Source organism: Mediterranea sp. ET5 (assembly GCF_023337025.1).
In the GTDB taxonomy this organism is placed as follows: Bacteria; Bacteroidota; Bacteroidia; order Bacteroidales; family Bacteroidaceae; genus Phocaeicola_A.
In genome coordinates this window covers 273,041-290,086 of record NZ_JAMBLN010000001.1, presented here as the reverse complement: position 1 = coordinate 290,086, position 17,046 = coordinate 273,041, and the positions used below count along the sequence as shown (strand labels likewise).

The 17,046-nt window shown below is 59.7% G+C and carries 9 protein-coding genes; 3 read left to right on the top strand and 6 right to left on the bottom strand.

What is annotated here, in order from left to right; translation table 11 throughout:
- Positions 1 to 6 precede the first annotated feature (6 nt).
- The 5 genes from M3087_RS01125 to M3087_RS01105 form a co-directional block, all read right to left on the bottom strand.
- The gene (locus tag M3087_RS01125) at positions 7 to 2,124 is read right to left on the bottom strand and encodes a hypothetical protein (protein ID WP_249093117.1); all 2,118 of its coding nucleotides are present in this window, start codon (positions 2,122 to 2,124) and stop codon (positions 7 to 9) included.
- Positions 2,125 to 2,169: 45 nt separating this feature from the next.
- Positions 2,170 to 3,309, bottom strand: coding sequence for a glycoside hydrolase family 88 protein (locus M3087_RS01120; RefSeq protein ID WP_022384240.1), 1,140 nt, complete (start codon positions 3,307 to 3,309; stop codon positions 2,170 to 2,172).
- A 92-nt stretch (positions 3,310 to 3,401) separates the two neighbouring features.
- Positions 3,402 to 4,634, bottom strand: coding sequence for a glycoside hydrolase family 105 protein (locus M3087_RS01115; protein WP_249093115.1), 1,233 nt, complete (start codon positions 4,632 to 4,634; stop codon positions 3,402 to 3,404).
- Positions 4,635 to 4,693: 59 nt separating this feature from the next.
- Positions 4,694 to 5,992, bottom strand: coding sequence for a glycoside hydrolase family 28 protein (locus tag M3087_RS01110; protein WP_249093114.1), 1,299 nt, complete (start codon positions 5,990 to 5,992; stop codon positions 4,694 to 4,696).
- Between the two features lie 25 nt (positions 5,993 to 6,017).
- Positions 6,018 to 7,034, bottom strand: a complete 1,017-nt coding sequence (locus M3087_RS01105; RefSeq protein WP_249093112.1) for an AraC family transcriptional regulator — start codon at positions 7,032 to 7,034, stop codon at positions 6,018 to 6,020.
- 322 nt (positions 7,035 to 7,356) lie between these two features.
- Here M3087_RS01105 and M3087_RS01100 point away from each other — a divergent pair, with 322 nt between their 5' ends.
- A complete protein-coding gene (locus tag M3087_RS01100) occupies positions 7,357 to 10,122 on the top strand; it encodes a glycosyl hydrolase (protein ID WP_249093110.1) in 2,766 nt (921 codons plus the stop codon).
- Between the two features lie 29 nt (positions 10,123 to 10,151).
- Positions 10,152 to 11,687 carry a glycoside hydrolase family 28 protein gene (locus M3087_RS01095; RefSeq protein ID WP_106625332.1) on the top strand — a complete coding sequence of 512 codons (1,536 nt, stop codon included), beginning with the start codon at positions 10,152 to 10,154 and terminating at the stop codon, positions 11,685 to 11,687.
- 557 nt (positions 11,688 to 12,244) lie between these two features.
- Here the strand turns inward: M3087_RS01095 and M3087_RS01090 are convergent.
- A complete protein-coding gene (locus M3087_RS01090) occupies positions 12,245 to 15,136 on the bottom strand; it encodes a glycoside hydrolase family 2 protein (RefSeq protein ID WP_249093107.1) in 2,892 nt (963 codons plus the stop codon).
- Positions 15,137 to 15,438: 302 nt separating this feature from the next.
- Here M3087_RS01090 and M3087_RS01085 point away from each other — a divergent pair, with 302 nt between their 5' ends.
- A complete protein-coding gene (locus M3087_RS01085) occupies positions 15,439 to 17,037 on the top strand; it encodes a CTP synthase (RefSeq protein ID WP_022384232.1) in 1,599 nt (532 codons plus the stop codon).
- Positions 17,038 to 17,046: the final 9 nt, after the last annotated feature.

Here is a 17,046-nt window from a genome sequence, read left to right as displayed (position 1 = left end):
CAAGTCTTACGGCATCGGCTTCAAGCCTTCCCACCGCACATCCCAGGTTCCGTCTTTCGGGAAGCCGGGGTTCTGTTCGGTGCATTCGTCCCAGCCGGCGCACATCAGGGCGACAGCCGTCAGCAGACCGCCGTTGCCCGGCAGGTAGCAGCGCAGACGTCCGTCCTGGTAGTTGTGTCCGTTGGGCAGGTAGGTGTTGGTGCGCTTGTCCATCAGCAGGGCGCCCACCGCTTTCTCCGGTTCACCGAGGCGGGCGGCGTTCATGGCAGTCATCGGGTAGTCCCAGCCCCATGTCTTGTTCCAGTTCCAGTTGTCCCAGATCCAGTGCAGGGTGTTGCGCATGTAGTCGGCACGGATGAGCTTGTTCATCGGCAGGATGCCCACCGAGCCAAGGACGGCCATGTGGTCGGAGGTGAAGCGGATGTCCTTGTACGTGTCGGTGGCAGTTTCGGCAGCCAGGTAGAGGCTGTCGGCATTGTAAGCCAGCGGGGAGAGCTTGGCAAGCAGTTCGTCCCATTGGGCGTTGCGTTCCTGTCCCTGACGTTCGCGCCACTGTTGTGCCGTCTGCAGGGCATAGTGCCAGTAGGACAGCTCAAACGGCGGGTTCACCGTCTCGGCGGCACGCAGGGTCTCCTGTGCAGGGATGGCACCCTTCAGCACGTAGCGGTCTTTCTCCGGTTCGTAGGTAGCAAAGGAATACATGAACTTCGCGGTCTCGTCCACCAGACGGGCGTAGCGTGCCAGCGTGCTGTCGGTCGGGTTGGCGCGGTAAGCCAGTTCGGCGAGATAGATGTAGTGCGGCTGTTGCCAGATGAGGAACGAGCCGACATTCGACGGTGCCTCTTCGCCGCTGGGGTCGGTCATCTTCATCCAGCGTACGCCGTCGAAACCCTGACGGGCGGCAATCTCCCGTGCCTTCGGTTCAGCCTTGTCATACCATGCGAGGGTGCGTTCCAGCAGTTCGGGGTGTCCCCACAAGGCGAGCCAGGACTCATGCCACCAGATCATCTCCAGGTGGAACTTGCCGAACCAGGAGTTGTAGGTCAGTCCTGTTTCCTGCGGAGGCATGCTGCCTGCACTCTGGATGGCGAGCAGGTATTGGCTCAGCACCACGCGGCGCTCCAGCTCCTTGGCACGCGGGTCGGTGCAGTGGCTGAAGTCGACGGCTGCTCCCTTCTTCCAGAAGTTCTGCCAGTGGTTGCCTGCGGCAGCCTCGCTCTCAGCGAACGAGGGGAGGGCGGCTCCGTCGGCGGCAGGTTCCTGGGCGGTAAACTCACAGGCGAATGCCAGTTGGTCGTCTGCCGGTTGGAGCACGAAGTAGTTGGGTTCTTTCTCTTTCAGTTCTGCCTGTCCTTCCCACGTCAGGTTGACGTAGTAGGTCGTGGCGTCGAGAGTCCGTTTGAGCAAGGCATGCTGGGCATCCTGACGGACAATCTCCGTCCGGTGCTTGTCGTTCGCATCCCAGTTGCAGGCATCGTCGCAGTGTCCGCCTGTGGGGTAGGGGAAGTGCAACTTGATGCCGGTGTGTGCCGGCGAGGTCACCGTGGCAGCTACGAGGTCGCGTTCCGGATGGCAGACGGTCTTCACGTCATAGGTCTGTCCGCCGAGGGTGAAGCGGCTGCTGATTTCGCCGTTCCACATGTCCAGCTTCTGGTCGATGGCGGTCACGTCGGCGAGGGAGGCATCGGGCACTTCCAGTCCGATGATGCCCAGGTGCAGGCGGTGCGGGTTCTTGCGCAGCCAGTCGGAGGCGGACTTCTGTCGTCCCGGTTCTTTGAACTGGCAGGAGTACAACTCCTTGTGTCCGCGTCCGAAGTCATACTCCTTCAGGGCATCTGCGGGCTTGTAGTTTTCGGGGTTGGCAAAGCTGTGCCATCCCCATTGACTCTGGGTGCCGAGGGGCACGCCGTTCTTGTAACTCTCCGGAAAGGTCTGCAGTCCGGTCACGTCGGCAGTGAAGGCGAACTCGCCGTTGCCCACCGAGAGGGAGGCGAGCGTATCGGCTGCTGCCAACACGGGATTGTTGCGGGTCACCAAGGCTTCACGGTCGATGGCTTCCTGCTCCGTCGTCGGGTGGCAGGCTGCCAGTGCCAAGGCTACCAGGGAATAAATCAGTCTTTTCATTGTATAACAGTTAACGAGGTTTCTTGTTTGCAGGCAGGGGGATGATTATTCTCCCGCCAGTTTGTAGACCTCACTGCCGGCGAGCAGGAAGCAGCCGGTGCCGAAGTCCTCAAAGTCGGGTACGCTGTCGTAGGTCACGGGTTGTCCGTCTTTCGGCTCTTTGCCGGTGCCCTGTACGTAGCCCAGGAATCCGTTCTTGTGCACGGCATCCTTGACCATGGCGTTCCAGGCTTTCTCCACGATGGGGAGGTACTCGGCGCGGTCGAGCAGTCCCTGATTGATGCCCCAGGCCATGCCGCAGACGAAGAGGGAGGTACCCGTCAGTTCCTTGCCGCCGAAGTGGTCGGGGTCGTGCAGGCTGACGTTCCAGAAACCGTCCTCGCGCTGGCACTTCTTCAGCGCTTCGCTCATGGTGAGGAAGTCGGCAAGATAGTCGGCGCGGTGCTTCTCGTCGGCAGGAATCTCATCCATGATGCGGGTCAGTGCCACGTAGACCCATCCGTTGCCGCGGCTCCAATAGCAGTCTTCCCCGTTCGGTTCCTTGTAGGGTGGGTCGAAGTCCTGGTCGCGCCACCACAGTCCGTCCTTGGGGTTGAACATGCCGTTGCCTCCGTGCTCGTTGCGGGTGTAGGCATACATCGCCCACATCTTGTCGAAGTACTTCTGTTCGCCGGTGAGCCGTCCCAGCTTGGCGAAGATGGGGGCACCCATCTGGATGGCGTCAATCCACCACCATTCGTTCACCTGGGGCGTGTTGACCAGCATGTTGATGTTGGCGCGTGTCTTGCGTATCTTTTCCGCATCGTTCGGGCAGAGGCGGTAGAGGTCCAGGTAAATCTGTCCCGGGCTGTAGTTGTCCGCATGGCGGGTCGTCGTCCCACGGTGGAAGCCCCATTCGTGGAAGTCTGCCCAGCCGTAGGCATAGTCATAGTACTCGTCGAGGGGATAGATGGAATAGAGCGAGAGCAAGCCTTCGTAGTACACCGTGCGGGTCCAGATGTTGCTGGGGCGCATCTTCTTGTAGAACGAGGGCAGGCGGTAGTCGGCATACTTCTTCATGAAGTAGCCGTTGACCTTGGTCAGGGTTTCCAATACTTCCTTCTGTTTGAGCGGTTGTGCCCATGAGTTGCCTGCCAGCAGCAGGAACGCCAGGCAGAGCAGTGCGAGTGTTTTCTTGTTGAACATGATGTTTGGTTGGTCGTTGTATGAGCTCCCCGCGGTGTTCCGTTGTTTCCGCAGGACCGACGGGGAGCATCAGTTAGCATTCAAGTTACATTTCAGTCTGTTTGCCCAAGCTCCAGGCACCCCATGATGTAGGGGCCTGTTGCTTTGGCGTCGTTATCGCGAATCTTTTCACCTATATAATATCCGTAACTTCCGTCCCGATAGGGGCGTCCGCCCAAGCCGCCCACCTGACAGCAGCGGGTCAGCGTGAGGGTGCCGTCGGGGTTCTCACGGAGGAGTTTCTCTTTCAGTCCGTTGAAGGCCTTCTCTGCCACGGCGCGGTACTTGGGGTCGATGTATCCCTTGTTGACCGCCTTGGCGATGGCATACATGCACTGGGTGGTGACCGACGCTTCGGGGAAGTTGCCTTCGCGCTCCGGCTGGTCGATGACCTGATACCACAGTCCGTCCTTGTCCTGATAGTAGGGGAGGGAGGCGGCGAGACTCTGCACGTAGGCGATGAGGTCGGCACGTCCCTCATGGTCGGCAGGCACGAAGTCGAGCACGTCGACCAGCGCCATGAACCACCAGCCGATGCTGCGTCCCCAGAAGTTGGGCGACTGTCCGGTGACGGAGTTTGCCCAACGTTGGTTCTTGCTCTCGTCCCACGCATGATAGTACAGTCCCGTGCGGGCATCGAAGGTGTGCTTGTGGCAGACACGTATCTGGCGGACTGCCTCGTCAATCCATTGCGGCTGGTTGAAGGTCGCTCCGTATTCCGCCATGAAGGGCGAAGCCATGTAGATGCCGTCGAGCCACATCTGGTGCTGATAGACCAGCTTGTGCCAGAAACCACCGTCGGTGGTACGCGGATGGCGGGAGAGTTGCCTGATGAGCACGTCCATTGCCTGCTTGTATTTCTCCTTGCCGGTCTCCTTGTAGAGTGCGAAGAGCACCTTGCCGGAGTTGATGAAGTCCAGGTTGTAGTCGCTCATGTTGTAGAGGTGGATTTCCCCCTTGTCGTTGATGAGCGAGTCCGCCCACTGCTCCACGTAGTCGAAGTAGCGGCGTTCGCCGGTTGCCCGCCACATGTCGAGCATGGCACAGCAGCCCACTCCCTGCGCATAGCCGAAGAAGAGGCGCTTGCCGTGGTCGAGCTGCCAGGCTTCGGGGAAACGTTTCATCTCCGAGTCGGCGAACCGTTGGGCGTATACCTTATATATATTGTTCTCTGCTTGCGGAGCGTACACTCCGGCGACGGGAGCCGTCAGACTCCCTTCCGCCTGTACTGTCAGGGGAGAGAGGCAGCACAGGGCGAGGGCGTAAAGGTAACAGTGTGTTTTCATATCGTGTCTGAGGTAATGGGTTCTTGACATAAGGGGATTGTCAGCATCGTCGCTTCCGCTCACTTGCCGGTGACGGTGACGTCCTTCCAGGTGAAGTTCGGGATGATGCTCTTGTCGCACGCGGGGTTCTTTGCCTTGATTTGCAGGTTCTCGAAGGTGAAATGGTCGAGGTTGTACTGCTCGGACGCCTTCACGTCGAAGAACGTGTTGCACTCCAGCCGGATGTTGCGCATCGTGACGTTGTTGGCGTGCGACACCGGCTTGTCGGTCCGTCCCTTCAGGTCGAAGAACTGGGTCCACGGCTTCACGACGAGGAAGCTCTTGGCATCGCCGGTAATGTCCTCCACGAGGATGTACTCATAGTGTTGCGGCGTGTCGGGGCGCATCTTCAGCCACAGCAGGCGGGAGAGTCCCGTCACCGTGCAGCGGCGGAGGACAATGTTGTAGTTGTGTATGGACTCGCTGCCGCAGGTCAGGGCGCTGTGTGCGAAGCCATAGGTGCAGTCCTCGATGATGATGTTCCGGTTCTCCCCGTTGTTCGGGTCCTGGTCCGCCCACGGACCTTTGCCACCCTTGAGGGCGATGGCATCGTCGTTGACCGAGAAGTAGCAGTGCTTCATCAGCACGTCGCGGCACACGTCCACATCGACGGCATCCGAGCTGGGAGCCTTGACGGGGGCAGACGGTGCGAAGATGTGCAGACCGAGCAGCTTCACGCGCTGGCAGCGGTAGAGATGGGTTGTCCAGAAGGGGGAGTTGATCAGCCGCACGCCGGAGAGCTCCACATCATTGCTGTTGGAGATGTAGACCAGGCGCGGACGCAGCTCGTCCATGTTCGTGCATTTGGGGATGACGGCACGGCGCAGCCAGAACGATTTCCAGTAACGCAGTCCGTTGCCGTTGATGGTGCCTTTGCCGGTGATAGTGAAGCCGTCCACATGGTCGGCGTTGACCAGGGCGGCGAAATACTTCAGTGACTGTCCCTCGATGCGGGTGTCGACGATGCGGAAGTTGCTGATGTCGTCGCTGCCCTTCAATACGGCTCCCTCCTGCAGATGGAGGTGGGTCTTGGGCTTGAAGAACAGCGAACCGCTCAGGAAGGTTCCCTTGGGGATGACGACGACGCCACCCTCTTCGGCGGCACGGTCGATGACCGCCTGTATCTGTTCCGTCTGCAGGACGGTGCTGTCGTTGGTCACGCCATAATCCGTGATGACGAACTGCTTGCCGAGCGTTTCTACTGCCGTAGGTTCACTCTGGCGGAACCATTCGGGGATTGGAGTACCATCGGGAAATTTGTCCTCTCCGAAGGCGGGGAGGGAAAGGATAGCCATGCAGGCTGCAATAATAGCTTTCATAATCGGGTTGAAACGTATGTTTGTTTTAGGGTTTTTCATCGGTCGTGTTTGTGTGGTCGGCTGCCATCCGCTTCCGGTACTCGGAGGGGGTGTAGCCGGTGTGTTTTTTGAACGTGGTATAGAAGTTCTCAAGCGTGCTGCAATTTAGTGAATATAACAGTTCCTTGATGGGCATGTCGGTGGAAATGAGCAATTCTTTTATCTTTTTTAATTTCAGCTCCAGGAAGAACTTCGCCGGAGACATGCCGCTGTAGTCCTTGAAGAGCTTCCGGAACCAAGAATAGCTGAATCCCAACGAGACTGCCAGCTGGTTTATGTCGATGTCGTTCATGACATTCTCCTTCATCAGCAGGACGGCTTGTTCCATCTTCTGTTCGTTCTCGCGAGGCTCGTCGCAGGGAGGCTGTGCCTGTGCCAGGATGAGTCCCACCATGTGCAGCACGATGCCGGTCAGGTAGGTCTGCGCGAAGCTCTCCTCGGAGTCCTTTACCTCCCGGGCACGCTTGAACAGGTGGATGAGCTCTTCGTTCATGCCCAGCTCCAGGATGTTGTTCTTGCCGTCCAGCATCGAGCGGCGGATGAACTGGTCGAGCATCGTCCCCCGGCACGCGAGGTAACAGACGGTCCATCCCGCCTCGGCATCCGGCTTGAGGGCGTACCAGTATTTCGGAGACAGCCAGCAGAGCATGCCATTCTTGATTTTTACCCCTCCCCGTTCACAATTATTAAGAAAAAGCCTTCCCGAGCCTGTGGTGATATAGACCAGGAGGTAGTCGCTGCCGGTTTCTTCGGTCGGACTGATGGTGTAGGAGGCGGGCAGCTCCTGTCCGGAGCCGGATGCCTGTGGACTGACTCTCTGCTGTTCGACCATGCTTACTTTCAGTCCGGATACGTCGCCGGACCGTCGGGCAGGGCTTGTCTGGACTGTTTTCCATTCACCTTTGTCTACATTATCCTTGATGTAGTTCCTCCGGAAGGTGGTGAAGTCGGGCGCCACACTGACGGAGTGAGTGTCTCCTTGGAAAAAATTGTAGTTAATCATGGCTGTCTACGTTGTTAAAGTTCGCTGACGAAAGTAGAGGAATCCGTTCATATACAACATGGAAAATCGTTCGTTCAGATGGAATATATTGCAAAAGGGGCTTTTCCAGCACCGAATACATTAAGAAAATCTCTTGCAAATGGCAGTCTTTGCGCGATTTGGATTACTTTTATCTCCGCAAAGGCGGACGAGCCGCAAAGGGGACCCCGGGAATTATGAAAAACAATGACTTAACCTTCCGCCAGACCCCTGACTGCCGGGGAGGATGCCCCGCTGCCGTTCCGGACTTTGCGGAAGCTGAATCCATAAACAAAACAAGACTATGAAACGAATTGCAATGAGACATGTGCTCGCCGCGGGACTGTGCATCTGCTGCGCCGGACCGCTGTGGGCACAGCAGCCGGGATGGCCCGCCGTGTCGTCCGAGATGAAGCCCGGCACCCGCTGGTGGTGGATGGGAAGCGCCGTCGACTCGGTCAACCTGGCTTACAACCTGAGGGAGTATGCCCGTGCCGGCATCGGGACGGTCGAGATTACGCCCATCTACGGCGTACAGGGAAACGAGCGCAACGAGCGTCCCTATCTCTCTCCCGCATGGATGCGGATGTACGATTATACCCTGACGCTGGCGAAGGAACTGGGCATGCAGGTCGACATGAACAACGGGACAGGCTGGCCCTTCGGCGGACCGGAAGTGTCCATGCAGGATGCGGCGTGTCAGCTCGTCGTCTCCGAATACAGGGTGCGAGGAGGCAAGCATGTGCAGATGCCCGTCGGTGTGGACGATGCCAAGCAGAAGCCTTACGCCGTGCTGGAACGCCTGATGGCATTCGCGGACGGCGGAAAATGCCTCGACCTGACTGCCAACGTCCGTCAGGGAACCCTCACCTGGGACGCACCGGAGGGCGAATGGAGGCTGATAGCCGCCTTCTGCGGGAAGACCCGGCAGAAGGTGAAGCGGGCAGCTCCCGGAGGGGAGGGATACGTGCTCGACCACTTTTCGGCGCACGCCGTGGACGGCTACCTGGCACAGTTTGACGAAGCGTTCGCCGGAACCGCCTTCCCGCACAACGTCTTCAACGACTCCTACGAAGTCTACAAGGCGGACTGGACGCAGGGGCTCTTCGACAAGTTCTACGAACGCCGCGGCTACAAGCTGGAGGAACACCTGCCCGAGTTCCTGTCGGAGGAACGCACCGACGCCACCGCACGCATCGTCTCCGACTACCGCGAGACACTCTCCGACCTGCTGCTGGAGAACTTCACCCGCCGCTGGACGGCATGGGCGCACAGCCACAACTCCTCCACACGCAACCAGGCACACGGTTCGCCCGGCAATCTGATTGACCTCTATGCCGCCGTCGACGTGCCGGAGTGCGAGGGCTTCGGCTTGACGGACTTCGGCATCAGGGGGCTGCGCAAGGACTCCCTCACACGCCCCAACTTCTCCGACATCTCCATGCTGAAGTACGCCTCGTCGGCAGCACACCTCACGGGCAAGCCCTACACCTCGTCGGAGACCTTCACCTGGCTCACGGAGCACTTCCGTACGTCGCTCTCGCAGTGCAAGCTCGACCTCGACCTGATGTTCCTCTCCGGCGTGAACCACGTCTACTTCCACGGCACCACCTATTCGCCGCAGGACGACCCCTGGCCCGGATGGAAGTTCTATGCGTCGGTCGACATGAGCCCGACGAACTCCATCTGGCGCGACGCTCCGGCGTTCTTCACCTACATCACCCGTTGCCAGAGCCTCCTGCAGCAGGGCAGACCGGACAACGACTTCCTGCTCTACCTGCCGCTCTATGACATGTGGCAGGAGCAGGACGGACGCCTGCTGATGTTCGACATCCACAAGATGGACCGCCGTGCTCCCCGCTTCATCGAGGCGGTCAACAAGATACGCGCGGCAGGCTACGACGTGGACTACATCTCCGACCGCTTCGTCGAGCAGACCGTCTGCCGGGATGGCGCCCTCCTGACGCCCGGCGGCACCGCCTACAAGGCGTTGGTCGTTCCCGGTGCGAAGCTCATGCCGACGGAGGTCCTGCGGAAGCTCCTCGCGCTCGCCGATGCCGGGGCAACCATCATCTTCCTCGACCAATATCCCGAGGACGTGCCCGGATGGGGCAGGCTGGACGAACGCAGGAAGGAGTTCCGCACCGTGCTGCAGGACCTGACGGGCAAAGCGCATCCGCACATCCTCTTCGGCACCGACTATGCAGCCACCCTGGCACAGGCACACGTCCCTGCCGAACGCCTGCACACCGACTTCGGTCTGAACTACCTCCGCCGCGCCCACGACGACGGCTACCTCTACTTCCTCTCCGCCCTGACGGGGCGTGACACCGACGGATGGGTCCCCCTGACGGTGCCTGCCACGTCGGTGGTGCGCTACAACCCCATGGACGGCACCTGGGGCAAGGCGCCCCTGCGCATCAGGGACGGACAGACGGAAGTCTACCTCCAGCTCGCATCTGGCGAGTCGACCTTCCTGCAGACATTCACCTCGCAGCAGGTCGAGGCTGCCGCCTATCCTACCTATAAGAAGGCAGCGGAGCCCCTCCCCTTCGGCGCCGAGTGGGACTTCCGCTTCGTGGAGAGCAACCCTGCCGTGAGCGGCGTGCCGGCATACGTGACGCTGGGCTCCTGGACCGACCTGCCCGGCGAGAACGTCGCCAACACCATGGGCACGGCATGCTACACCTACCGCTTCCGTCTGTCGGCGGAGGCGGACGAGTGGCTGCTCTCCCTGGGCGATGTGCGCGAGAGTGCACGGGTGCGCATCAACGGACAGGAGGTCGCCACCCTCTGGGCATTGCCCTACAGCTGCCTCGTGGGACGCTATCTGAAGCCCGGCGAGAACGTGCTCGAGGTGGAGGTCACCAATCTGCCTGCAAACCGCATCGCCGAGATGGACCGACGCCAAGTGCCCTGGCGCAAGTTCAAGGACATCAACGTCGCCACCATCAACTACAAGAAGGGCACCTACGCCCACTGGCAGCCGATGGAGAGCGGACTCCTCGGTCCCGTCAGCCTGACACCCCTCCAGGCGATGGACAATGGACAATTGACAATGGATAATTGACATACACAAACCTCAAAACACGACACACTATGAAACGCATTACCTTTCTTGTGCTTTCCCTGCTCTTCGGACTAGGCGTGACGAACGCCCAGCCGACGGGCTACAAGTATGAAGCCCTCTATGAGAAGCTGCCGTTCGAGATGCCGCGCATCCAGGCGCCCGATTTCCCCGACCGACACGTGACGCTCACCGACTTCGGAGCCGTCGGCGACGGAAAGACACTCTGCACCGACGCCTTTGCCCGTGCCATCCGCACGCTGGGCAGCCAGGGCGGCGGCCACCTCATCGTCCCCGCGGGCATCTGGTTTACCGGACCCATCGTGCTGGAGAGCAACATCGACCTCCATCTGGAGAAGGGAGCCGTCATCCTCTTCTCGCCCGACGTCGACCTCTATCCCCTCGTGGAGACCGTCTTCGAAGGGCTCGACACCCGACGCTGCCAGTCGCCCATCTCCGGACGGAATCTCGAGAATGTGGCCATCACCGGACAGGGAGCCATCGACGGTAACGGACACTTCTGGCGTCCGCTGAAAAAAGGAAAGGTCACCGAGAGCCAATGGAAGAAGACCATCGCCCGGGGCGGCGTCTTCAAGCGTCCCGACTACTGGTTCCCCTACCCGGAGACCCTGCACGGCGACACCATCAGCAACATGAACGTCCCGCAGAACCTGAAGACCGAAGCCGAGTGGCAGAGCGTCCGCCACTTCCTCCGTCCGGTCATGGTGAGCCTCATCTCCTGCAAGAACGTCTGGCTGCAGGGCGTCATCTTCCAGAACTCCCCGGCGTGGAACCTCCACCCGCTGATGTGCGAGAACGTGCTGATCGAGGACGTCCTTGTGCGCAACCCGAGCTATGCGCAGAACGGCGACGGGCTCGACCTGGAGTCGTGCCGCAATGCCCTGATAGTTAATTCCGTCTTCGACGTTGGCGACGACGGCATCTGCCTCAAGAGCGGCAAGGATGAGGACGGACGCCGACGCGGACGCGCCTGCGAGAATGTGCTCATCGACGGCTGCACGGTGTTCCAGGGACACGGCGGCTTCGTGGTGGGCAGCGAGATGAGCGGCGGTGTGCGGAACATCTTCGTGAGCCGTTGCAGCTTCCTGGGAACGGACGTCGGCCTGCGCTTCAAGAGCAAACGCGGACGCGGCGGAACGGTGGAGAACATCTGGGTGGACCACGTCACGATGACCAACATCCCCACCGAGCCGGTGACCTTCGACCTCCACTATGGCGGTAAGTCTGCCGTGGAAGTGCTGGAGAGCGGCGAGTCCGTCCCCGCAGCCATCGACCCGATGCCTGTCGACGAGACGACCCCCTGCTTCCGCAACATCCACATCAGCCACCTCACCTGTGCCGGAGCACGCCGCGCGCTCTATTTCAACGGCATTCCCGAGATGCCCATCAAGAATATCACGCTGGAGAACGTCCACATCACCTCCAAGCTGGGCGCTGAGTTCATCTATGCCGAGGACATCACCCTGCGCGACGTCACCATCCTCCCCGAGGAGGGCGACAGCGTGAAGGCGCGCTTCTGCAAGAACCTCAATCAGTCCGTCCGTTAATCGTTTTTGTTCAGCGGAAGGGCGGTGCGGCGTTCACCGCCTTGTGCCGTTCCCGTCGGGTGGTTCGACGGACGGCAACGCCTTCCCTTCCTGCTGCGTCAAGCCGGAAACGCTGTTTCCAGGTCCTCCCCGTTGCGAGAGGTCCCGGAAACAGCGTTTCTTGTTTCGTTTTGTTTCAAACGGAAGAAGATACGGCGTATCTAGCGCCTTGTCTTTCGAAACGAAGCTGGAAATGTCGTATCTAGTTTCGTTTCGTTCCAAACGGAAGAGGATACGCCGTATCCAGTTTCGTTTCATTCTCATTGGAGGCTTTGTAAGCCGTATCCGGCTTCTCCAAGTTTCAAACGGGGCTGGATACGCCGTATCCTGTTTCGTTTCCGTTGAAAAGAAGGGCTTGCAAGCCGTTTCCGCCCCGTCCGGGGGTCAACGGACAAAAAAACACGGAGACACGGCGGGTTGTGATTCCTCCGTGTCTCCGTGTGGAGAGGTTATGGGTTGCGGGATTGGACCGGACGAGCAGACCGCTCGTCCCTGCAGGGGGTCAATCCGGCGGGAAGTCAATGTTCCTTGTCGGTGTGTCGGAAGTCGAACACCAGGTCGATGTGCAGGCCCTCGTCGCCACTCTTGATGCGGATGTTGCCCGGCTGGCTGTTCGGACCCTGCTGTTCCGTCGGTTTGAACGAACGGATGGCAGGAATGTCGAGCAGGAACGACAGGTCGCCGTCCGGGAAAAGCGGCATGGTGCGTCCGTCACCACCCTTCGGCTCTTCAGGCGTGAAGACGCGGAAGAAGATGCCGTCCGTGCGGCTGTAGACGGTGAACGGAGCCTTGTCGCTGCGGATGCCCGCCCAGTAGAGGTTCGCATGATAGCCCTTGAACTCCGGGTAGACGAGGTTCTCGAAGCTTTCGCCCGTGATGGTGTTGTTGTAGTCCTTCTGCCAGATGTTGTAGTTCGTGCCGGGGATGCGGTTCTTCCAGACGCGGTACGGTCCGCGTCCCAGCCACTGCATGCCCGTGCAGAGCTGTTCCGGATAGTCGAACGTGAGTCCCAGGTTGTAGACTTTCGTGTCCATGAAGGCGTCGTCAAAGCCTCCGCCACCCGAGGCGCGGTTCAGCAGCAGGGCGTCCATGTAGAGCAGTCCGTTGTCCGTCAGCTTCCACACGATGGAGTCGGCGCCACCCTGGTAGCGTGCGCAGAACACCGCTCCGTCAGCCGCGCGGCGCACGTAACTGCGGTCGGCATTGTAGCGCATCTTCATGCCCACGGGCAGCGGTCCGTTGGTGAGCGGCACCTTCACGCCGTCGGCCGTCACACGCCGGATGATGCCCGTCGAGTCGTCGAAGGCGACGGTCACCCGGTCGCTCTTCAGTGTCACCGTCCCGTCCCGGCGCACGGCAGTGGCAGGTTCGGTCCATTCGAGGGTCTGCGGGGTGAAGGCGAGCTTCTCTTCATAATAGGTTCGCGCGTTCTTGATGGGGTAGGTCCACTGGCAGAGGCTGTGCCCGTCGCGGTCGAAGGCTTCCAGTTCCAGCACGTCGCCGTTGCGGAAGGCATCGGGGAGGGAGAAGTGTGCCGTCCCCGTCTCGCCGGGAGCAATGTCGGGCAGGGTGACTGCGCCTTCAGCCAGCACCTCCGCACGCGGATTCCGCTCCAGCAGCGGGGTGGCGCAGAGCAGCACCTTCCATGTCATGCGGCAAGCCGACAGACGGGTGTAGAGGTATTCGTTCGTCACCTGGAACGAGCCGTCAAAGTGGTCCGTGATGAAGAGCGGACGGAGCTGCACGGGCGACCATTGCGCCCGGACGGCATGGAAGCTGCCCTCCTTCTCGCGCCGCGGTCCAAGCACCCCGTCGGGAGCATTCGACTTGTCGGAGTCGAGCACGCCGCCCCGGTCGCTGCGTTTCGGCGCCTCGTCGCAGAACGCCCAGATGAAGCCTCCGGCAAACAGCGGGTTCGTGCACCAGCGGTCCCAGAAGTCGCGCAGTCCCGCGCCGCCTCCCTGGTCGTACATGGCGTGCATGAACTCGGTCGGCATGAACACCTTGTAGCCGTTGGTGAAGCGTGCCACTCCCGTCAGATAAGCCGGATAGTGATGGGTGTCGAGGTCGTTGAAGTCCGCCCACGGGTGGATGACGTGGCGCCGCTGGAAGACGTCGTGTGTGGCAAAGAGGGTGTCGAGGCGCGTGTTCCATCCTCCCTCGTTGCCGTTGCTCCAGATGACGATGCAGGGATGGTTGACGTCCCGTTCGACCATCTCCCGGACGAGGCGCGTGCCCACCTTGGTGTCATACTTGCCGTGCCAGCCCGCCAGCTCGTCGATGTAGACCAGTCCGAGGGAGTCGCACATGTCGAGGAAATGTTCGTCGGGCGGGTAGTGCGAGCGGACGGCATTCATGTTCATCTGCTTGATGAGCTTGGCATCCTCCCTGCTCATGGCTGCGCTCGTCGTGCGTCCGCCGTCGGTCGAGAAGGAGTGCCGGTTGATGCCTTTCAGGACGAGGCGCGTGCCGTTCAGGTAAAGTCCGTCCTGCGGGAAGAACTCCACGGTGCGGAAGCCCGTGCGGAACTCGCGCGCCTGGATGACCTTGCCGTCGGGCGACTTCAGTTCCACCCGCGCGACGTAGAGGGTGGGGGATTCCGGTGTCCAGGCGTCGATGTCCTCCCACCGGCTGTCGATGAGCTGCTCCGCACGGTTGTCGGCGATGCGGACGGTCTGGCTGTCACTGCCCGACGCGTTGCGCACCGGTGTCCCGTCGGAGAGGCGCCGCAAGGATGTCGTGAGCGCGTAGCCCTGCGCGTCGCCCTCCATGCGGACCTGTGCGCGGAGCCGTCCGTGCTGGTCGGCATCGAGGATGATGTGCGCCATGTTCACTGCGGGCACGACTTCCAGCCAGACAGGGCGGAAGATGCCGCCGAAGAGCCACCAGTCGGCGCGCCGCTCGGCATTGTTGACGCTTTTGTCGGCGGACTGTTTCGCCACCTTCACTTCGAGGGTGTTCTTCTTGCCCGGGCGCAGCAGGTCGGTGATGTCGTAGGAGAAGCGGTAGAAGGCTCCCCGGTGAATGTCCCCGGCGGGCTGTCCGTTGACGCGGACCTCCGCGTCGGTCATGACTCCGTCGAAGAAGAGCTTCACGCGCTGCCTGTTCTCCGTGCGTGGCGCCTTGAACGTGTGTCGGTAGGTCCCAGTCTCGTCGCTGGGCTTTGCCCCCTTGACGGTGTACCAGCGTCCGTAGGTGTATTCGCCGAAGCCCTGCGTCTCCCAGCAGCAAGGCACCTCAATCGGTTTCCAGCTGCCACTGTTCTGCCCCTTCGAACAGAAGAATTCCCATGTTTTCGTGTCATCGATTCCCGTGCCGGACAAGTAAATCCGTTCCGGATGCGGTGCCTGTGCCCGTAGGCCGAGTGTCGCCCCGAGGAGCATCAGTCCCGTGAGTAGTGTTTGCTTCATAGTTATAACAGGATATGCGAAATGCCTTTGCAGGCTGTTCAAATGTCGCAAAGTTAGTCTTTTTTCAGATAAAGCGACACCTTCAGGCTCCTTTCCCTTTCATCTTTTTCATCGGACGCCGTCGGTCCACTTTCCCGGTGTGCGCGTCCGGTGCGTTTGTTGCCTGCTTTTCAGGCGGAAGGAAAGGGCTGTTTTCTAAAATGTTTTTGTCAAAACCTAGTGTCTTCTCCGTTTTTTTGTAATTTTGCAACTTTGAAATGCTTAAAGATAAAGAAACTACAAACCATTAAAATATTATAGCTGTGGCAGAAACAAAGTATATCTTCGTTACAGGTGGTGTTGCCTCTTCGTTGGGCAAAGGCATCATTTCATCATCTATCGGTAAACTACTCCAGGCAAGAGGTTACAATGTGACAATCCAGAAATTCGACCCGTACATCAACATCGACCCGGGAACATTGAATCCTTACGAACACGGAGAATGTTACGTGACTGTCGACGGTCACGAGGCCGACCTGGACCTGGGACACTACGAACGTTTCCTGGGCATCCAGACCACGAAAGCCAACAACATCACCACCGGACGTATTTACAAGAGTGTCATTGACAAGGAACGTCGCGGCGACTATTTAGGCAAGACCATCCAGATTATCCCCCACATTACAGACGAAATCAAGCGCAACGTGAAGCTGTTGGGCAACAAGTACAAGTTCGACTTCGTGATTACGGAGATCGGCGGTACGGTGGGCGACATCGAGTCGTTGCCTTATCTGGAGAGCATCCGTCAGTTGAAGTGGGAGCTGGGCCGCAACGCGCTGTGCGTGCACCTGACCTACGTCCCCTATCTGGCAGCTGCCGGTGAGCTGAAGACCAAGCCTACCCAGCACTCCGTGAAGGAACTGCAGTCGGTGGGAATCCAACCCGACATCCTGGTGCTCCGCACCGAGCATGAGCTGAGCACAAGCCTGAAGAAGAAGGTTGCCCTGTTCTGCAATGTCGACGAGTCGGCTGTCATCGAGTCGAGAGACATGCCGTCAATCTACGAAGTACCTTTGCGCATGCAGGCACAGCGACTGGACAGCATCATCCTGGAGAAAGTCGGGCTGCCCGTTGGCGAGACTCCGACGCTCGGTCCGTGGAAAGACTTCCTCAATCGCCGGAACAATGCCACCGAAGCCGTGCACATCGGTCTGGTGGGCAAGTATGACCTGCAGGACGCCTACAAGTCAATCCGTGAAGCCCTGTCGCACGCAGCTACCTACAACGACCGTCGGGCAGACATCCATTTCATCAACAGCGAGAAGCTGACGGACGAGAATGTAGCCGAGGCGCTGAAGGGCATGGACGGCATCATCATCTGCCCGGGCTTCGGACAGCGTGGCATCGAGGGCAAGTTCGTCGCTGCCAAGTATGCCCGCACACATAACCTTCCCACCTTCGGCATCTGCCTGGGTATGCAGTGCATGGCAATCGAGTTTGCCCGCAACGTCCTGGGATACGCCGACGCCAACTCCCGCGAGATGGACGAGAAGACCCCGCACAACGTCATCGACATCATGGAAGAGCAGAAATCCATCACGAACATGGGTGGAACGATGCGTCTGGGTGCCTATGAATGTGTGCTCGACCAGAACTCGAAGACCTTTGAGGCATACGGACAGGTTCACATCCAGGAACGTCACCGTCACCGCTACGAGTTCAACAACGCCTACAAGGCAGAGTACGAGAAGGCAGGCATGCGTTGCGTCGGCATCAACCCGGAATCCGACCTGGTGGAGATTGTCGAAATCACCGGTCTGAAGTGGTACATCGGCACGCAGTTCCATCCGGAATACAGCAGTACGGTGCTGAAGCCCCATCCGTTGTTCATGTCGTTCGTCAAGGCAGCTATCGAGAAATAACACAATCTA

Coding starts and splice junctions, on each gene's coding strand:
- M3087_RS01095 (WP_106625332.1), top strand. CDS start 10,152: ATGAAACGCATTACCTTTCTTGTGCTTTCCCTGCTCTTCGGACTAGGC.
- M3087_RS01100 (WP_249093110.1), top strand. CDS start 7,357: ATGAAACGAATTGCAATGAGACATGTGCTCGCCGCGGGACTGTGCATC.
- M3087_RS01120 (WP_022384240.1), bottom strand. CDS start 3,309: ATGTTCAACAAGAAAACACTCGCACTGCTCTGCCTGGCGTTCCTGCTG.
- M3087_RS01105 (WP_249093112.1), bottom strand. CDS start 7,034: ATGATTAACTACAATTTTTTCCAAGGAGACACTCACTCCGTCAGTGTG.
- M3087_RS01090 (WP_249093107.1), bottom strand. CDS start 15,136: ATGAAGCAAACACTACTCACGGGACTGATGCTCCTCGGGGCGACACTC.
- M3087_RS01125 (WP_249093117.1), bottom strand. CDS start 2,124: ATGAAAAGACTGATTTATTCCCTGGTAGCCTTGGCACTGGCAGCCTGC.
- M3087_RS01115 (WP_249093115.1), bottom strand. CDS start 4,634: ATGAAAACACACTGTTACCTTTACGCCCTCGCCCTGTGCTGCCTCTCT.
- M3087_RS01110 (WP_249093114.1), bottom strand. CDS start 5,992: ATGAAAGCTATTATTGCAGCCTGCATGGCTATCCTTTCCCTCCCCGCC.